At 69.6% G+C, this 16548-nt stretch carries 13 protein-coding genes; 6 read left to right on the top strand and 7 right to left on the bottom strand.

The features are described 5' to 3' along the window. Positions 1–9 precede the first annotated feature (9 nt). On the bottom strand, positions 10–231 hold the full coding sequence (locus A9G05_RS20985; protein WP_069562788.1) for a hypothetical protein: 222 nt from the start codon (positions 229–231) through the stop codon (positions 10–12). A 206-nt stretch (positions 232–437) separates the two neighbouring features. Here A9G05_RS20985 and A9G05_RS20980 point away from each other — a divergent pair, with 206 nt between their 5' ends. From A9G05_RS20980 to A9G05_RS20970, 3 genes are all read left to right on the top strand, one after another. Beyond that, positions 438–839 carry a hypothetical protein gene (locus A9G05_RS20980; protein WP_069562787.1) on the top strand — a complete coding sequence of 134 codons (402 nt, stop codon included), beginning with the start codon at positions 438–440 and terminating at the stop codon, positions 837–839. A 50-nt stretch (positions 840–889) separates the two neighbouring features. Then, positions 890–2245, top strand: a complete 1356-nt coding sequence (gene chrA, locus A9G05_RS20975) for a chromate efflux transporter (protein ID WP_069562792.1) — start codon at positions 890–892, stop codon at positions 2243–2245. Between the two features lie 111 nt (positions 2246–2356). Next, entirely contained in the window at positions 2357–3139 is a 783-nt protein-coding gene (locus tag A9G05_RS20970; RefSeq protein ID WP_069562786.1) for an APH(3') family aminoglycoside O-phosphotransferase, read from the top strand. Positions 3140–3428: 289 nt separating this feature from the next. Here A9G05_RS20970 and ppnN read toward each other — a convergent pair whose 3' ends face one another. After that, entirely contained in the window at positions 3429–4811 is a 1383-nt protein-coding gene (ppnN, locus tag A9G05_RS20965) for a nucleotide 5'-monophosphate nucleosidase PpnN (protein WP_069562785.1), read from the bottom strand. 307 nt (positions 4812–5118) lie between these two features. On the opposite strand from ppnN, the gene A9G05_RS20960 reads away from it, so the two are divergent. From A9G05_RS20960 to A9G05_RS20950, 3 genes are all read left to right on the top strand, one after another. Beyond that, a complete protein-coding gene (locus tag A9G05_RS20960) occupies positions 5119–5373 on the top strand; it encodes a hypothetical protein (protein ID WP_069562784.1) in 255 nt (84 codons plus the stop codon). 57 nt (positions 5374–5430) lie between these two features. Further along, positions 5431–7791, top strand: coding sequence for a DNA polymerase II (locus tag A9G05_RS20955; RefSeq protein ID WP_139131208.1), 2361 nt, complete (start codon positions 5431–5433; stop codon positions 7789–7791). A gap of 100 nt (positions 7792–7891) precedes the next feature. Further along, positions 7892–8179, top strand: coding sequence for a hypothetical protein (locus A9G05_RS20950; protein WP_044404077.1), 288 nt, complete (start codon positions 7892–7894; stop codon positions 8177–8179). Positions 8180–8549: 370 nt separating this feature from the next. On the opposite strand, the gene A9G05_RS27720 is transcribed toward A9G05_RS20950, so the two are convergent. The 5 genes from A9G05_RS27720 to A9G05_RS20925 all read right to left on the bottom strand — a co-directional run bounded on the left by A9G05_RS27720 (position 8550) and on the right by A9G05_RS20925 (position 16476). Next, complete coding sequence (locus tag A9G05_RS27720; protein WP_083272626.1) at positions 8550–10187, bottom strand: hypothetical protein; 1638 nt, start codon at positions 10185–10187, stop codon at positions 8550–8552. A 106-nt stretch (positions 10188–10293) separates the two neighbouring features. Then, the gene (locus tag A9G05_RS20940; RefSeq protein WP_083272625.1) at positions 10294–13845 is read right to left on the bottom strand and encodes an ATP-binding protein; all 3552 of its coding nucleotides are present in this window, start codon (positions 13843–13845) and stop codon (positions 10294–10296) included. Then, positions 13839–14480 (bottom strand): response regulator, encoded by a 642-nt coding sequence (locus A9G05_RS20935; protein WP_069562782.1) that lies wholly within the window; start codon positions 14478–14480, stop codon positions 13839–13841. The genes A9G05_RS20940 and A9G05_RS20935 overlap by 7 nt, the downstream gene beginning before the upstream one ends. Positions 14481–14674: 194 nt before the next feature. Beyond that, positions 14675–15820: a tetratricopeptide repeat protein gene (locus tag A9G05_RS20930; RefSeq protein WP_069562781.1), complete on the bottom strand. Its 1146-nt coding sequence runs from the start codon at positions 15818–15820 to the stop codon at positions 14675–14677. A gap of 98 nt (positions 15821–15918) precedes the next feature. Then, positions 15919–16476 carry a hypothetical protein gene (locus tag A9G05_RS20925; RefSeq protein WP_069562780.1) on the bottom strand — a complete coding sequence of 186 codons (558 nt, stop codon included), beginning with the start codon at positions 16474–16476 and terminating at the stop codon, positions 15919–15921. Between the last annotated feature and the right edge of the window lie 72 nt (positions 16477–16548).

Raw genomic sequence — 16548 nt, 5'->3', positions numbered from 1 at the left:
CCCGCCGGGTCAGGTGGAGCGGCGGGCGAGGCTGGCCATCTCCAGCGCCACGTCGCGGATCAGCGCGTGCATGCGGCGCTTGCAGAACACCGCCTCGCCGTCGAAGGCGCGGGTCAGTTCCAGTCGGTCGTTGCGGCACATCGACAGCAGCCACTTGCCGTCGGGGCGCGGAGTGACGGCCACGCTGTGGTCGGGAAAGGCGTCGTAGATGTCCTTGATGGCGGTGAACATGGTCCTTCCTGTGGTGTGTTTGGACCTGACCCCCGATGCAGGGCTCGTGCCAGCGTCCCGACAGGCGGCAACGCCTGCGCGGCCGGGCTTGTCGCAGGCGCGCCGCACCAGGTTTCGTGCAGCCTGCACGATGCCGCGTGCGAGGGCCGGGCAACCTGCATGACGGCGTGGCGCGGAAGCCCGGCTGCTGGCTATGCTGCTGCCCCATGAACGACGCCTTCCCCCTGCGCGCCCCCTGCCCACCGGGCACCTGCGACTGCGACCGTGACCGCCTGCTGGAAACGCCGGGGGCCGACCTGCGTGCCCTGCGCCTCACCCGCATGGAAGAGAAGCGCCTGCTGGAGCGCCTGGAGCAGCTGCGGGACCTGGACGACCTGCACCACATGCAGCAGCGCCTGTTCGAGCTGCTGGGCGTGCGCCTGCACCTGGGCCCGGGCCATAACGAGGTGCGCAGCATGCGCGGCCTCGACATCCGCCTGGAGCCCATGCCGGGCCTTTGCCGCAAGGTGCGCCAGTCCGTGCCGGCGGCCATTCGCCGGGCCCTGGAACAGCGCCCCGAAATCGCCTGGCGCCTGCTGGACGCCCACGACCTGCTGCGTGACGCCTGAGCGTCATGTCCGACGTGCAGACTGCCCCCACCGATCCGCCGAGCCGCACCATGCCCGACACCCCTGCCGAGCCCCTGACCCCCGTTGCACCCACTGCCGTCAGCCTGCGCGAGGCGTTGCCGTTCTGGTTGCGGCTCGGCTTCATCAGCTTCGGCGGCCCGGCGGGGCAGATCGCGATCATGCATCAGGAGCTGGTGGAGCGGCGGCGCTGGCTCTCCGAGCGGCGCTTCCTGCACGCCCTCAACTACTGCATGGTCCTGCCCGGGCCTGAGGCCCAGCAATTGGCCACCTACCTGGGCTGGCTGATGCACCGCACCCTCGGCGGCGTGCTGGCCGGCCTGCTGTTCGTGCTGCCTTCCCTGGTGCTGCTGATCGGCCTGGCCTGGGCCTACCTGGTGTATGGCGAGCAGCCCCTGGTGGCCGGGGTGTTCCGGGGCATCAAGCCGGCCGTCACCGCGCTGGTGCTGCACGCCGCCTGGCGCATCGGCTCGCGCACCCTGCATGACCCGGGCCTCAAGCTGCTGGCCGTGGTCGCCTTCCTTGCTGTCTTCGCCCTGGATGCGCCGTTCCCCCTGGTGGTGCTGGGCGCCGGCCTGGCCGGCTGGATCGGCTGGCGTCTGGCGCCCTCGCGCTTCCAGCCGGGCGGCCATACCGGCAGCGTGACCCGCCACGGGCCGGCCCTGATCGACGACGACACGCCCCCACCGCCCCATGCGCGTTTCAACCCACGGCGGCTGGCAGTCCTGCTGCTGGTGGGCGGTTTGCTGTGGGCGCTGCCCATGGGGTTGCTGCTGGCGGCCTTCGGTCCCGAAGGCACCTTCACCCAGATGGGCTGGTTCTTCACCAAGGCTGCGCTGCTGACGTTCGGCGGCGCCTACGCGGTGCTGCCCTATGTGTTCCAGGGCGCGGTCGAGCACTACGGCTGGGTCAGCGCCACCCAGATGATCGACGGCCTGGCCCTCGGCGAGAGCACACCGGGCCCGCTGATCATGGTGGTGGCCTTCGTCGCCTTCATCGGCGGCTACACGCAGCAGGTATTCGGCCCCGAGCAGGCCTTTCTCGCTGGCGCCGTCGCTGCCGTGCTGGTCACCTGGTTCACCTTCCTGCCGTCGTTCCTGTTCATCCTCGCCGGCGGGCCGCTGGTGGAGTCCACCCACGGCGAACTGCGCTTCACCGCGCCATTGACGGCCATCAGCGCGGCCCTGGTGGGGGTGATCCTCGACCTCGCGCTGTTCTTCGGCTATCACGTGTTCTGGCCCTTGGGCTTCGACGGGCGCTTCGACTGGACCTCGGCCGTGCTGGCCGGGCTCGCCGCACTGGCGCTGCTGCGCTGGCGGCGCGGGGTGATCGAAGTGCTCGCCTGCGCCGGCGGGCTCGGGCTGTTGCTGCAGTGGGTGGGGATCTGATCCGCCCAGACTGCGGCCACCTGTAGCTTTTCCGACGAGTGGCCCGGCAGTAGGCTCGCTGCCGCTTCGCAAGCCTGGCTTGCACCCATTGGTTCGGCAAAGGACTCCGACATGAACCTGACTCTTCCGCCCCAGACCCTTCGCTTCATTGGCGACGCACCCCTCGAACGTGACGACGCTGGGCAATCGCCCTGTCCCGTCTACACCTTCGAACAGCGCGGCGAGCGCTTCTTCCTCAAGCTGTCACCGGCCATCTACGCCCCCACCACCTACAGCGTGGTGCGCGAGGCCGCCGTGCTCGACTGGCTGGCCGGACGACTGCCGGTGCCGGAGCTCGTGCTGGTGGAAGAGGGCCAGAAGCATGCCTGCATGATCACCCGCGCCGTGCCCGGCGTGCCCCTGTACGACCTGGTGGACGACGGCCAGCACGAGCGCGTGCTGGCGGCCTTCCTGGACGCGCTGCGGCAACTGCAGGGTGTAGCGGTGGACCGCTGCCCACTGCGTGCCGGTATCACCGAGCGTCTGCGGGAGCTGGATTACCTGCTGGCCAACGGGCTGCTGGCCGACGACGTCGACCTCAGCCAGTGGCCTGACCTGGAAAACACCGGTGACCTGCTGGCGCTGCTGCACCAGGGGCTGCCCGACGAGGGCCGGGTGTTCGCCCATGGCGACCTGGGTGACAGCAACCTGTTCATCGACGAGCGTGACCGCCTGTACTTCCTCGACCTGGGGCGCGGCGGCGTGGCCGACCCCTGGATGGACATCGCCTTCGCCCACCGCAACCTGGGCGAGGAAATTTCCCCGGCCTTTGCCGACCGCCTGCTGGCGGAGCTGCCCTACCCGGACCAGCCGGAGCGGCGGCGTTACTTCCAGCAGCTCGACGAACTCTTCTAGGCGCCCGACCGCAGCCCCAGTTGCGCGGCGTAGCGCCAGCAGGCGAACGCCGCCAGAGCCATCACGGCCAGCCGCCCTGGCGGGTGACCGGGGTAGGGGGCATCGGTGGGGGCGTCTCGTTCAGGTGGAGTCACGCCTCTCGGCGGCAGGACCCGGTGACGGCTTCGCCACCCGGCACGGATGGCCAGGAAGGGAAGCGGCAGGCTTGTTGCAGGTATGGAGGGGGATACGACGTGATGCGGACTCTACGCCGCCCGCCCGGGTGCAGTGCCCGGGCGGGCGGCGTCGGTCAGGCGTGGCGCGGCACCACGCGGTAGCACGGCTCGTAGGCGGCACCGCCGGGCAGCTTCATGCGGTGCTGCTCGACGAAGGCCTGCAGCAGCCGGTCCAGCGGGTCCATGATCGCGGGGTCACCGTGGATCTCATACGGGCCGTGTTCCTCGATCAGGCGGATGCCGGTGGCCTTGACGTTGCCGGCAACGATGCCGGAGAACGCCCGCCGCAGGTTGGCGGCCAGCTCGTGGGGCGGCAGGTCGCGGCTCAGGTCCAGTGCCGCCATGTTGGCGTGGGTGGGGTCGAACGGGTGCTGGTAGCGCTCGTCGATCTTCAGCAGCCAGTTGAAGTGGAAGGCGTCGTTGCGCTCGCGGCGGAACTGCTTCACCTCCTTCAGCCCGGCCGAGAGGGTACGGGCCACCTCGGCGGGGTCGTTGATGATGATGCGGTAGCGCGCCTGGGCCTCGGCCCCGAGGGTGGCGCCGACGAAGGCGTGCAACTGTTCCATGTAGGCAGCGGCGCTCTTCGGCCCGGTGAGTACCACCGGGAAGGGCAGCTCGCGGTTGTCCGGGTGCATGAGGATGCCCAGCAGGTAGAGGAACTCCTCCGCCGTGCCCACGCCACCGGGGAAGATGATGATGCCGTGGCCGACACGGACGAAGGCCTCCAGACGCTTCTCGATGTCCGGCAGGATCACCAGCTCGTTGACGATGGGGTTCGGCGCCTCGGCGGCGATGATGCCCGGCTCGGTCAGGCCCAGGTAGCGGCCGCCGGCCACCCGCTGCTTGGCGTGGCCGATGGTGGCACCCTTCATCGGGCCCTTCATCACGCCGGGGCCGCAGCCGGTGCAGACGTCCAGGTTGCGCAGGCCCAGCTCGTGGCCGACGCGCTTGGTGTACTTGTATTCATCGGTGCTGATGGAGTGGCCGCCCCAGCACACGACGATGCGCGGCTCCACGCCCGGGCGCAGGGTGCGGGCGTTGCGCAGCAGGTGGAAGACGTAGTCGGTGATGCCCTGGGAGCTCTCCAGATCGATGCGCAGGCTGTCCAGCTCGCTGGCGGCGTAGACGATGTCGCGCAGGGCGCTGAACAGCATCTCGCGGGTGCTGGCGATCATCTCGCCATCGACGAAGGCATCGGCCGGGGCGTTCAACAGCTCCAGGCGCACGCCACGGTCCTGCTGGTGGATGCGCACCTCGAAATCCTTGTAGGCATCGAGGATGGTCTTGGCGTTGTCGATTTGGGCGCCGGTATTGAGGATGGCCAGGGCGCACTGGCGGAAGAGGGTGTAGACGCTGCCGGAGCCGGCCTGGCTCAGCTGTTGCACTTCACGTTGGGAGAGGGTCTCGAGACTGCCCTTGGGGCTTACCGAGGCATTGATCACGTGTCTTTGCGGCATTTCAGATTCCATGGCTGGGATGCGAGGGCATCCGGGGGTGAAAGTCGCCGAGCGCTTTCCCGCGCTGGCGCAGTCGGCCACCGCTCGCTGCCGGGCGAGGACGGGCCGGGAGGGGGATTCTACGCAACCTGTGCGGTACCCGCGCAACGGGCATCCCCTGTGACAAGCCTGGACAGCCTTTGGTTGCAGGGCGAGGAACGCCGATGCACGGTCGCACCGCCCGTCCGTGTTGCCCCGCACGGCAGTGGACAGCCGCTGCGCTGCGATTATTCTGGCGCCATTCATTCGACCCTTGCGGACCCCTCCCATGACCCTCACGCCCGACGACATCGCGCGGCTGTTCGAGCTCTACCTGCCCGACCATGCCTGCAGCGTCACCCGCCAGGAGGACGGTGCCTTCACCCTGCAGTTCACCCACCGCAGCCGCCACGACGTGCTCACCGTCCCCGGCCTGGCGGCCAGTCAGTTGGCCTCGGCCGGACTCATAAAGCGCCTCAGTCTCGGCCTGGCCGAGGAGTTCGCCGCCGCCGCCCGCAGCCACCTGGCCTTCCGCCTCGCCTGAAGGCAAGCCGGCCCCGGCCCTGTAGAATCACCGCCCTGATCGCAATGAGGGCGGATGGTGGAGCTGCAACAGGGGTTCGTGCTGACCCGACACTGGCGCGACACGCCGTCCGGCACCGAAGTGGAGTTCTGGCTGGCCACCGACGCCGGTCCGCGCCGCGTGCGCGTGGCGCCCCAGGTGTCGGTGGCCTTCATCCCCGCCGAGCAACGCCAGGCCGCCGAAGCCCTGTTGCGCGAGGAGCGGGGCGTCGAGCTGCGCCCCCTGGCCCTGCGTGACTTCCACCGACGCCCGGTGCTGGGCCTCTACTGCACCCAGCACCGCCAGTTGATCGCCCTGGACAGGGCACTGCGCCAGGCCGGCGTCGACGTCTACGAAGCCGATATCCGCCCGCCGGAGCGCTACCTGATGGAGCGCTTCATTACCGCGCCGGTGCTGTTCGGCGGTCGCGACGACGGCCAGGGCCTGCTGCTGGACGCCCAGCTCAAGCCCGCCCCCGACTACCGCCCGCGCCTGCGCCTGGTGTCCCTGGACATCGAGACCACCGAGTACGGCGAGCTGTACTCCATCGCCCTGGAAGGCTGCGGCCAGCGCCAGGTGTACATGCTTGGCCCACCCAACGGCGACGCAAGCGGCGTGGACTTCGACCTCGCCTGGTGCGACAGCCGTGCCGAGCTGCTGGAGTGCCTCAACCGCTGGCTGGCCGAGCACGACCCGGACGCCATCATCGGCTGGAACCTGGTGCAGTTCGACCTGCGCGTACTCAACGACCACGCCCGCAGGCTCAAGGTGCCGATGCGCCTCGGGCGCGGCGGCGACGTCATGGGCTGGCGCGAGCACGGCAGCCGCAGCAACCACTACTTCGCCGACGCCGCCGGGCGCCTGATCATCGACGGCATCGAGGCCCTGCGCTCGGCCACCTGGAACTTCGCCTCCTTCAGCCTGGAGAACGTCGCCCAGGAGCTGCTGGGGGAGGGCAAGGCCATCGACGACCCCTATCACCGCATGGACGAGATCAACCGCATGTTCGCCGAGGACAAGCCGGCCCTGGCCCGCTACAACCTCAAGGACTGCGAGCTGGTCACGCGCATCTTCGAGCACACCCGGCTGCTGGACTTCCTGCTGGAGCGGGCCAGCGTCACCGGCCTACCGGCCGACCGCAGCGGCGGCTCGGTGGCGGCCTTCACCCACCTGTACCTGCCGCCCATGCACCGCCAGGGCTTCGTCGCGCCGAACCTGGGGGAGAAGCAGCCCGAGGCCAGCCCTGGCGGCTTCGTCATGGATTCCCGCCCGGGCCTCTACGACTCGGTGCTGGTGCTGGACTACAAGAGCCTCTACCCCTCGATCATCCGCACCTTCCTGATCGACCCGATCGGCCTGGTGGAAGGGCTGCACGACCCCCGTGACGAGGCCTCGGTGGAGGGCTTTCGCGGGGCCCGTTTCTCCCGCACCCAGCATTGCCTGCCGGCCATCGTCGAGCGCGTCTGGCAGGGACGCGAGGCGGCCAAGCGCGAGGGCAATGCGCCGCTGTCCCAGGCGCTGAAGATCATCATGAACGCCTTCTACGGCGTGCTCGGCTCCAGCGGCTGTCGCTTCTTCGACACCCGCCTGGCCTCGTCCATCACCCTGCGCGGCCACGCGATCATGCGGCGCACCCGCGAACTGATCGAAGCCCAGGGGCACCAGGTGATCTACGGCGACACCGACTCCACCTTCGTCTGGCTTGGCCGCGCCCATGAGGAAGCCGAGGCGGTGGCCATCGGCAAGGCCCTGGTGGCCGGGGTGAACCAGTGGTGGCGCGAGCACCTGGCCCGCGAGTTCGGGCTCACCAGCGCCCTGGAGCTGCAGTTCGAAACCCACTACCAGCGCTTCCTCATGCCCCGCATCCGTGGCGCGGAGGAGGGCAGCAAGAAGCGCTACGCCGGCCTGGTGCGCCGTGATGGCCGCGAGGACATGGTGTTCAAGGGCCTGGAGACGGTGCGCACCGACTGGTCGCCCCTGGCTCAGCGTTTCCAGCAGGAGCTGTACCTGCGGGTGTTCCGCGGCGAGCCCTGGCAGGCCTGGGTGCGTGACTACGTGCAGCGCACCCTCGCCGGCGAGCTGGACGACCTGCTGGTGTACCGCAAGCGCCTGCGCCGCCGGCTCTCCGACTACCAGCGCAACGTCCCGCCCCATGTGCGCGCCGCGCGCCTGGCGGACGAGCACAACCAGGCCCTGGGGCGTCCACGGCAGTACCAGAGTGGCGGCTGGATCAGCTACGTCATCGCCCTCGCCGGGCCCGAGCCGCTGGAGGCCCGGCGCACGCCCATCGACTACGAACACTACGTCAGTCGCCAGCTCAAGCCGGTGGCGGATGCCATCCTGCCCTTCGTCGGCGGCGACTTCGACAAGCTGCTGGACGGTCAGTTGGAGCTGTTCTGAGGGCAAACGGGACGCACCTCGCGACCCGTGCAAGCCGCCTATGGCGGCGCTTACGGGCCTCGCGTACTCTGGCGGGCATTTGCACTCAAGGAGCCAGAGCATGTACCAGGAAACCGTCACCCTGACCGTCAGCGCGGAACACCGGGGCCGCGAAACCGAGGCGGTGGACAACACCGGCGTCGACATCGGCCTGGAGTCCATTTCCCCCGGGCTGATGCGCGTTCACTTCAACGGCCAGCTGGACGCCCCCGACGAGCCCACCCACGTCTGCATCACCCTGGGCAACGGGCTGACCTACTACGGCCCCATCGCCGGCGGCGAAGCCAACGCCGAAGGCGGCTGGCTCACCTTCGAATGCGACATGATCGACCCCTCCCAGCTGGGTTGAGCCTCACTCCTCGTTGCGCCGGAGGCTGAGCAGTTCGCTGTAGGGCCCGACCGGCGCCTGCCCCGGGCGCTGGCGCGACGGGCGGATGTCGGTGATGACGTAGCCCAGCGCGCCTCCAGCCACCCCTCGATGCGGTCGATCGGGCGGGAAGGTGCGGGTAGGCCGGGTTGTTCCAGGGAGAGTATCGAGAAGGCGATGGCCTTGATGTTCGGCAGGCCTCGCGTGTTCATGCGCATGTACCGGGTTTCACCCCGACAAGCCATTCCATCCGTTCGCAGTCCCCTGCAACGGCCCGCGCCCTGACCAAAGGCGGGAGCCGTATCAGAATGCCGTTGCCGCGCAATGCTGGCGCCCTGGTGACAGGGCGCCGTCAGGGCGCGGGGCGTTCCACCAGTTGCGGTTGCAGCAGTTCGCCGAAGCGTCTTTTAAGGTCCTCCACCGGCTCCTGGTCATGAGCACGGCGCAGGCGTTGCACCGCCTCCGCCGGCCAGCCTTCGCGGCCCCAGGCTTCCAGTGCATTGAGGGCCATGTGGCGGTTGCGCACCACAGGGCTGCCCAGGGCCGTATCCAGCAGGTCCCAGCCCTGGCCGGGGAAGGCGCCCAGGCGCTGGACGATGAAGTCCAGGTCACCGTGGGCCTGGTACGCCAGGCCCAGCCCCAGGGCCGTGCCCGGCCCGCTGGCGATGGCCGCCAGGTCCAGGCGTTCGCGGGCCAGGTCCAGCACCTGGGCGATACGGGCCGGGTCGTCGCTCTGCATCAGGTGGTACCAGGCGCTGGAGCGGCCTTCGCGCTGGCGGGTCAGCCAGCGTTCCCAGCAGTCGATGCCGAGGAGGCCGGCGGCCTGGGCCGCTTCGTGGAAGCGTCTGTCATCGGCCTCGTCCAGGCCCTGGTTCACCAGGGCCGCCCAGCGTTCCGGCTGGCACAGCTCCCGCGCACGTCGGAGGATTTCCTCGCGCAGCGCCTCGCTCCAGCCATGCACATGCAGCAGGTTCCAGTCGGTATGGGGGCTCTCGATGAAGTCGGCGATCTGGGCGGCAACGATCAGATGGGCCAGGGCCCGTGGCGGGCGGCGGGCCAGGTGGTCGAGCAGCAGGAGCACCACCTCGGCGCCGTCGGCGTAGTCATAAATGTCCCGTGCCGGGCCGCCGGCCAGCAGGGCACCCACCAGTTCGTTGGCGGCATCCAGCAGGCCGTCGTCGACGTCCTGCCCGCTCAGCACCGCCAGCAGGTTGCCACCCACCGCGCAGGGGTAGGCGAGGTATTCCACCATGATCGCGTTGCGGTAACCCTCGCGCAGCAACCATTCCTGCACCTCGGGCGAGGGCGCCAGTGCCAGGCGTTCCACCAGGTGGATGCGGCCCCAGCCATGGACCTTGCGCGCCAGGCTCCACCAGGCGCGTTCGCGTTCCGGTGGCGCCAGGCTGCAGCCCAGGGCCACGGCGGCGTACAGGGTGAATTCCTCGTGCAGGCCGAAGGTGAGGAAAAGCTCGCGCTGGCTGCCGCTGTCCAGCGCGCCGAGCAGGGCCAGGGCGAACTTCACGGCGCCGCGATCCGGGCTGCTGCGCGCCAGCCACAGGGCCAGCGCGTGCAGCCGAGCGCGGGGCAGGCCGGGGCGGGCCAGCAGGCGTTCGATGAGTGGGTCGATGAAGGCCAGCACGCTGCCATCGGCCACCTGCTGGTAGAGCCGAGGCAGGTTCGGCGTCGGGTCGTCCAGCGTGGCCAGCAGCAGGTCGTGGATGGCCTGGGCGGCCTGCAGGTCATCGCCGGCGGCGTGGTGGCCGAGTACGCCGTCCAATGCGCCGGGTGCCCAGCTCAGCCCGTCACCGTCCCCGGCGTCTTCGTCGGGCAGTTCGAGGCCGCCGGCGGGCAGGCCTTCGGCGGCCTCGGCATAGGGCCGGAGGACGCTGTACAGGCTGGGCCGGGCCGGGTCCCAGGGGATGGGGTAGCCCTGGGTCTGGCCCTTGTCGTCGCGGACGATGCGGAAGAAGGAGGCGATCCAGTTTTTCATCGGGAAGGGGCGTGGTGGCAAACCACTCCTCTTACCTGAAGCCCCCGGCGCGGGCAATCGCCACGTGCCGGGAGCCCGACGCAATCCACAACCCCACCGACGAGCGTCAGGCGGTGCGCTGGCGAACCTGCTCCAGCAAGGCCTGCAGCACCCCGCGCAGGGCGTCCAGGGCCGCTGGCCGGTGCTCGTCCTCCGCACGGCGCAGGCCCTCGCAGGCCTTCATCAGGGCTGGCGAATCGATGGTGCAGGCCAGCCCGCCGAGGCGGTGGGCGGTCTGCGCCACGTAGCGCTCGGTGCTGGTGCCGTCGGGGATCTGGCCCAGGCGTTCCAGTTCGTCCCCCAGGTTGCGCCGCAACTCTTCCATCAGGGTCGCCAGCAGGGTCGGGTCGGCGCCGCGGATGCCTTCCAGGTGACCGAGATCGAACAGTGCGCCCGGCTGTTCTGCCGTGGCCTCGGCATCGGGTTCGGCCTGGGCCTGGCAGGCCAGGGCTTCGGCCAGGCGGCCGAGGGTCACCGGCTTGACCATCAGATCGTCCATGCCGGCTTCGCGGCAGCGTTGGGCCTCGTCGGCCAGGGCGCTGGCGGTGTAGCCGACGATGCGCAGCCGGGGGCGCTGGTCCTGAGCCTCGCGGTCACGCACTGCACCGGTGAGGGCGTAGCCGTCCATGTCCGGCATGTTGCAGTCGGTGATCAGCAGGTCGAAGGCTTCTTCCTCCAGGGCAGCCAGAGCGCTGTCGCCGTCGCCAACGAAGCGCGCCTGGTGACCCAGGGCTTCCAGTTGCTGCACCAGTACCAGCCCGTTGATCGACAGGTCGTCCACCACCAGGGCGCGCAGCGCGCGCGTAGCGCCGGCGGCCTCCACCACCGGGGCTTCCAGTGGCTCGGCGGCGGCCTCCCAGGCAGCGGGGAGTTCCACACCCACTTCGCAGCCCTGGCCGGGCTCGCTTTCCAGCCACAGGCGGCCACCCATCAGGCCCACCAGGTGGCGGCAGATGCTCAGCCCCAGCCCGGAGCCGCCGTAGTGGCGAGCGGTTTGAGCGCCGCCCTGCTGGTAGGGCTCGAGGATGCGGTCCTGCATGTGGCGGGGAATGCCGATGCCGGTGTCGCTGACCATCAGCACCAGGCGCGATTGTCCCGGCGCGGTGTCTTCGACCCGGGCCACCAGGCGCACCCGGCCGTGGGCAGTGAACTTCACGGCATTGCCCAGCAGGTTGAACAGCACCTGACGCAGGCGCAGTGGATCGAGCCGGTAGCGGCGATCGGCCGGCAGTTTGCAGTCCAGTTCCAGCTCCAGGCCCTTGCTGCGCGCCTGGGCGCCGAACAGGTCGAGCGCGCCACGCAGCAGCGGCAGCGGCGCCACCGGTTCGAAGGCCAGTTGCATGCTGCCGTTCTCGATGCGGTCCAGGTCGAGGATGTTGCCGATCAGGGCGATCATCGAGGTCGCCGACTGCTGGGCGATGCGCAGGTTCTCGGACGGTGTGGCCTGGGCGCGGGCCTCCAGTTCCAGCAGGCCGACCAGGGCGTTGAGCGGGGTGCGCAGCTCGTGGCTCATGGTGGCGAGGAAGCGCCCCTTGGCAGCGCTGGCCTGCAGCGCGTCACGGCGGGCCTCGCGCAGCTCGGTCTCCAGGGCCTTGCGGTCGCTGATGTCGATCCAGCCGCCAAGCAGCCCTTGCAATTGACCGCCGGCGCTGTAGAAGGGCACCACCCACTGGTAGAGATCGTGCTCGCGGCCGTCGATCTCGATGCGACCGTCGAAGAAACGCGGCTGGCGGTTCTGTTGCAGCAGTTGGTACTCCGCCTCCATGGCCTGGGCCAGGCTCGCCGGGGTGATGCCCTGCTGGCGCACGGTGGTGCCGCGCAGTTGCTCGAGGTCGCAGCCGAAGAACTGCTCGTAGGCGCGGTTGCAGGTGCTCAGGCGCCCCTGCAGGTCACGCACGTAGAGCGGCGTCGGCAGGCCGTTGAGCAGGGAGAACTGGAAGGCCAACTGGTCGCTGAGTTGTCCCTGGGCCTCGCGGCGCTGTTGGATTTCCCGGCGCAGGCGCCAGTTCCACAGCAGTGACAGGGCCACCACCACCAGGGCCAGGATCGACAGGTGCCAGAAGTCCTCCGGCAGGCGCTCCAGCCAGTTGCCGGCCGGCGCGGCGAGCAGCTTGATGCCGTCACCGAATTCGCCGCTCTGGGCCAGGGAGCCGAGCAGCTTGTCGAGAATGCCGCGCAGCTCCGGCACTTGTCCGCTGACCGCCAGCATCTGCGGCGGGGCTGCCGCTTCCACGCGCTGGCCCAGGCGCAATCCCTGGCGCTCCAGCCACTGCTGGTGGCTGGGGCTGCCGCCGAGGTTGTCCAGGCTGGCGTCGACCTCGCCCAGGCGCACCCGCTCCATGGCCTGGGGTGCGTTCTCGGTACGCACCAGGATGATCGCGGGGTAGCGCTTTTCCAGGTAGTCGATCAGCGGATGGTGCCGGGGCAGGGCCAGGCGGCGGCCGGTCATGGCTTCCAGGGAGCTGGGGGAACTGGCGTCCTGGCGGACCACGAAGGCCCAGCCGCGTGCGCCGAAGGGCTCGGTGTAGAGCACGCCGGGGCTCGCGCTGCCGTCGAGGGTGCTGGCCAGGTCGGCCTCGCCCCGTGCCAGGCGTTGTCGGTCGCGGGCTGCACCTTCGCTGTCGAGCAGTTCCAGCTTGAGCTGGTAGGTGTCGCCCAGTTGCTTCAGCAGCTCCAGGCCCAGGCCCGACCATTTGCCCCGGGCGTCGCGGAAGAAGTAGGGCGGCGCCTCGTCGAGGATCAGCCGCAGGCGGGGTTGCCGGTCCAGCCAGCCTTCCTGGGCGCTGTCCAGGGCGAAGGCACCGGTGGGCGAGAACAGACGCGGCGCTTCGGTCCAGTGGGCGAGGATGATTTCGCGCTGGTGTTCGTCGAGGGTGCCGAGCACGTAATCCACCAGCGTCAGCAGGCGAGTGTCTTCGGCGCGGCTGGCGAAGCTGAAGCCACCACTGGAGAGGTTGGCGGCGAACTTGTTCTGCAGGGCTACACCGGGCCGGGCGCGCATGTGGTGGTCCACCCGCAGCTTGTCGCCGATGAAGGCATCGGCTTTGCCACTGAGCACCTGGTCAAAGCCTTCGGCGGTGCTGCGCACAGTCTCCAGGTGGGCGGCGGGGTAGGCGTTGCGCACCTGCTCGGGGTTCAGGTACTGGGACAGCACCAGCACGCGCTTGTCGGCCAGGTCCGGCGGCAGGCAGGGGTCGTCGCGGCGGCCGAGGATGATCGGGGTGTCGTCCAGGTAGGGGCGGCTGTAGGCCAGCCCGGGCTCGCGCCGCTCGTACCCGGTGACGCGGGTCAGCAGATCGACTTCGCCGGCCTTGAGGCCCCGGATGGCGGCCTCGACGCTGGGAAAGGGGACTTCCTCGATGCTGCGCCCGACGAAGGCGCCGATCCGCGCCAGGTAGTCGTGGGTGATGCCGCGCAGCATGGCGCTGCCGGGGTACTGCGGCCACTGGCTGATGGGCCGCACCACCGCCACGCGCACCGGGTGCTCGGGCAGGCCGGCGCCCAGTGCGGCGAGCTGGGCCAGGTCCAGCGGTGGCGAGGCGCCGGCAGGGGCGTGCCAGCCCGGGCCTGCCAGCAACGCCAGCAGGGCGAGCAGCGCCAGCGCGCGCCGCTTCAGCACAGCCCGGCTTCCTGGATGTAGTGGAACAGCCCGGCATTGGTGTCGATGCCCAGCTTGCGCATGGCGCTGCTCTTCTGCGCGCTGATGGTCTGCTTGCTGCGATTGAGGTGCAGGGCGATCTCGCCGATGGCCATGCCGCTGCCGTACAGGCGCAACACTTCCGCCTCACGCGGGGAAAGCTCCTCGGCGCTGGCCAGGGGCTTGCCGTGCTCGGCTTCGCTTTCGCCCAACTGACGGCGGATCGACTCGGAAAGGAACGGGCGGCGCAGGCTGGCGCGCAGCGCACGGGGCAGGTCGGCCAGCAGGCCGCGCTTGCTCACCAGGCCCTGGATGCCCAGGCGCAGCAGGGAGCTGGCCAGGGCGGCGTTGCCGAGCATGGTGACGACGATGATGGCCATCTGCGGATAGCGGTTGCGCAGGTGTTGCACCAGGCGCAGGCCGTCGGCCTGGCGGCTGTCCGGCATCATCAGGTCGGTGATCAGCAGGTCGCAGGCCTGCCGGTCCAGGAGTTGGTAGAGGCCGTCGACGTCATGGGCCTCGCCGACGATGGCAAGGTTGGGTTCGTCGGCCAGAAGGGCGCGCAGGCCGATCAGGGTGATCGGGTGGTCATCGACTATGACGGTTCTCAGAGTCATGCATGGCCTCGGCTCGGATGGGGGCGGGGCGCATGTTAGTGACTCGCGGCGTTCAGAAAAGGGGCGGAGCCCGTCATTGGGCCGGATTAAGTAATGCCCTTCTATTTCGTAGGAAAAACCCTACATTTACAGTCTTAATCGGAAAAATCTCGTTGAGTTCGGGGTAGCTGCCGGGCAGCATTCCACCCCGCCCGTCACTCCGGCTGGCCGCTCGGGTTGGCCACGATGGCGCTGTCCAGCGCAGCGATCATCGATTCCACCAGGCCCGGCTGCTGCTGTTCGCTGGCATCGCGTACCGGAGCCAGGCCGGCCACCCGGGCCGGTGCCTCGGGGTGGCCGTGGTCGGCGGCCACGGCGAACCAGGCGTAGGCCTCCAGCTCGGGTTGCAGGGACGGGTAGGTGCCGTCGAGCAGGCGCTGGCCGTAGTCGTACATCGCCTGCGGGTCACCGGCGAGGGCCTGGCGCTTGGTGGCTTCCGCCTCGGCCTCGCGGGTGACCGGTTCCGCGTCGAGGGCGATGGCGGTGGCGTCGCGTTCGGCAGGGGCCACCGGGTCGCTGGCCAGGCAGGGCAGCCCCGGTTGCTCGGCGCTGGCCGGCAGCGGCTGGCCGGCGTCCTGCTGCTGAGCCATCTGGTACAGCGCGGTGGCGATGCGGTCGCCGGCGGCGCTGGCCACCTTCAACTGGGCCAACCCGCGTTCGCGGTCGGCCAGGTCGGGCTGGCAGGTGCCGAGGTAGAGCAGGCTCAACTCGCGCAGGGCCCGGTCGTTGGTGCGCGCGGCCTTCTCCAGCAGGCGCTTGCCGTAGTCCAGGTCCAGCGGTACGCCGGTGCCACGCAGGTAGTTCCAGGCCAGCACCCGGCTGGCCTCGGCGTTGCCCAGGGCATCGGCCTGGCTGAGGTGGTTGAGGGCCTGGGCCGGGTCGGCGGGCACGCCGTTACCCACCAGGTAGTGATGGGCCAGTTCGTAATGGGCGCGGCCGTTGCCGGCGTCGGCGGCCTGCAGCAGCAGTTGCAGGGCGGTTTCCTTGTCGCCCTGCTGGTCGGTGAGCACGGCCTGGGCCAGGGTTTCGGCGGCCGGCTCGACACGGGGCCTGACCAGACGGGTACGGCCCTTGATCTCGGTGGCGGGGGCCTCCACCACCCATACCAGCGGTGCCTCATAGCTGGGCACGCCGTAGACCGGGTCTTCCGGTGGCAGGGGGCGGTTGCCGCTGAGAATGGCGGGTTTGGAGTGGAGCGGTTGGAAACCGGAGCTGCAGCCGGCGATGAACAGGGCGGCGAACAGCAGGGAAAGGCGCGGATTCATGGCGTGACAGAAGGGGATACGGCTCGAAAGGCGCATAGCATTCCAGACTGTGGCGCGCCTTCCAAGGCGTCTGTGCCGCCGGTTCGCATTCCGTGCGCGGGGGAGCCGTCATCGTCCCCCGGCGGCCGGGGGCGTCAGCCGTTGATCAGGTTGCGCAGGCGGATGTCCTGGAAGCTGAGGGGGATCGACCCCGGCTCCTTCTCTTCCTTCTGCTGTTGCTGCTGCAGGGCGTTCAGCTCGGTCATGCGCTGGGCGATCATCTTCTCCACCTGCTCGCGCTTCTCCGGTGGCATTTTTTCCAGATCCTCCTCGGTCAGTCCCATCTGCTTGAGGATCTTGTCGCGGATCTTCTCCGAGTCGGTCTTCTCCATGTAGGCATGGAACTCCTGGGAGGCCTTGCTGGCGACGGGTTTCTCGACGCTGGCCGCCGCGCGCTCGGCGTCGGGGTAGACCTCGTCGCGGACGCGCTCGCCGTTGTTCTGCAGGTCCACCTTGAGGCGGGCGAAGGCTTCGTCGTAGGCCGCATCGCGCTGGGCTGCTCGCGTGTCGGGGGCTGGGGTGTTCTGGCGCAGGGTACGGGCGGTTGGCGCCGGTGCGGGATCGCTGGTTGCGGCTGCCTGGCCGCGGCTGACGAGCCGTGCGCTGGCGGTGACATCGCGCGAGCGGGTGGGGTCGACGGAGAACAGGCCCATGGTGATTCCCTCCGGAAAATTCCTTGTCGGGGGCCGGGTAGCAAGCGCTGTGCCATGGGCTGGAGCGCCCGT

Origin of the sequence: Pseudomonas sp. ENNP23, assembly GCF_001728945.1 — a bacterium.
Lineage (GTDB): Bacteria > Pseudomonadota > Gammaproteobacteria > Pseudomonadales > Pseudomonadaceae > Metapseudomonas > Metapseudomonas otitidis.
The sequence above is the reverse complement of the archived record's forward strand: the minus strand, read 5'-3'. Positions and strand labels throughout refer to the sequence as shown.

Excerpts from the sequence above, each read along its gene's own strand:
- ppnN (WP_069562785.1), bottom strand. The coding sequence starts at position 4,811 with ATGCCGCAAAGACACGTGATCAATGCCTCGGTAAGCCCCAAGGGCAGT.
- A9G05_RS27720 (WP_083272626.1), bottom strand. The coding sequence starts at position 10,187 with ATGAAAAACTGGATCGCCTCCTTCTTCCGCATCGTCCGCGACGACAAG.
- A9G05_RS20985 (WP_069562788.1), bottom strand. The coding sequence starts at position 231 with ATGTTCACCGCCATCAAGGACATCTACGACGCCTTTCCCGACCACAGC.
- A9G05_RS20970 (WP_069562786.1), top strand. The coding sequence starts at position 2,357 with ATGAACCTGACTCTTCCGCCCCAGACCCTTCGCTTCATTGGCGACGCA.
- A9G05_RS20950 (WP_044404077.1), top strand. The coding sequence starts at position 7,892 with ATGTACCAGGAAACCGTCACCCTGACCGTCAGCGCGGAACACCGGGGC.
- A9G05_RS20960 (WP_069562784.1), top strand. The coding sequence starts at position 5,119 with ATGACCCTCACGCCCGACGACATCGCGCGGCTGTTCGAGCTCTACCTG.
- A9G05_RS20935 (WP_069562782.1), bottom strand. The coding sequence starts at position 14,480 with ATGACTCTGAGAACCGTCATAGTCGATGACCACCCGATCACCCTGATC.
- chrA (WP_069562792.1), top strand. The coding sequence starts at position 890 with ATGCCCGACACCCCTGCCGAGCCCCTGACCCCCGTTGCACCCACTGCC.
- A9G05_RS20930 (WP_069562781.1), bottom strand. The coding sequence starts at position 15,820 with ATGCGCCTTTCGAGCCGTATCCCCTTCTGTCACGCCATGAATCCGCGC.
- A9G05_RS20925 (WP_069562780.1), bottom strand. The coding sequence starts at position 16,476 with ATGGGCCTGTTCTCCGTCGACCCCACCCGCTCGCGCGATGTCACCGCC.
- A9G05_RS20980 (WP_069562787.1), top strand. The coding sequence starts at position 438 with ATGAACGACGCCTTCCCCCTGCGCGCCCCCTGCCCACCGGGCACCTGC.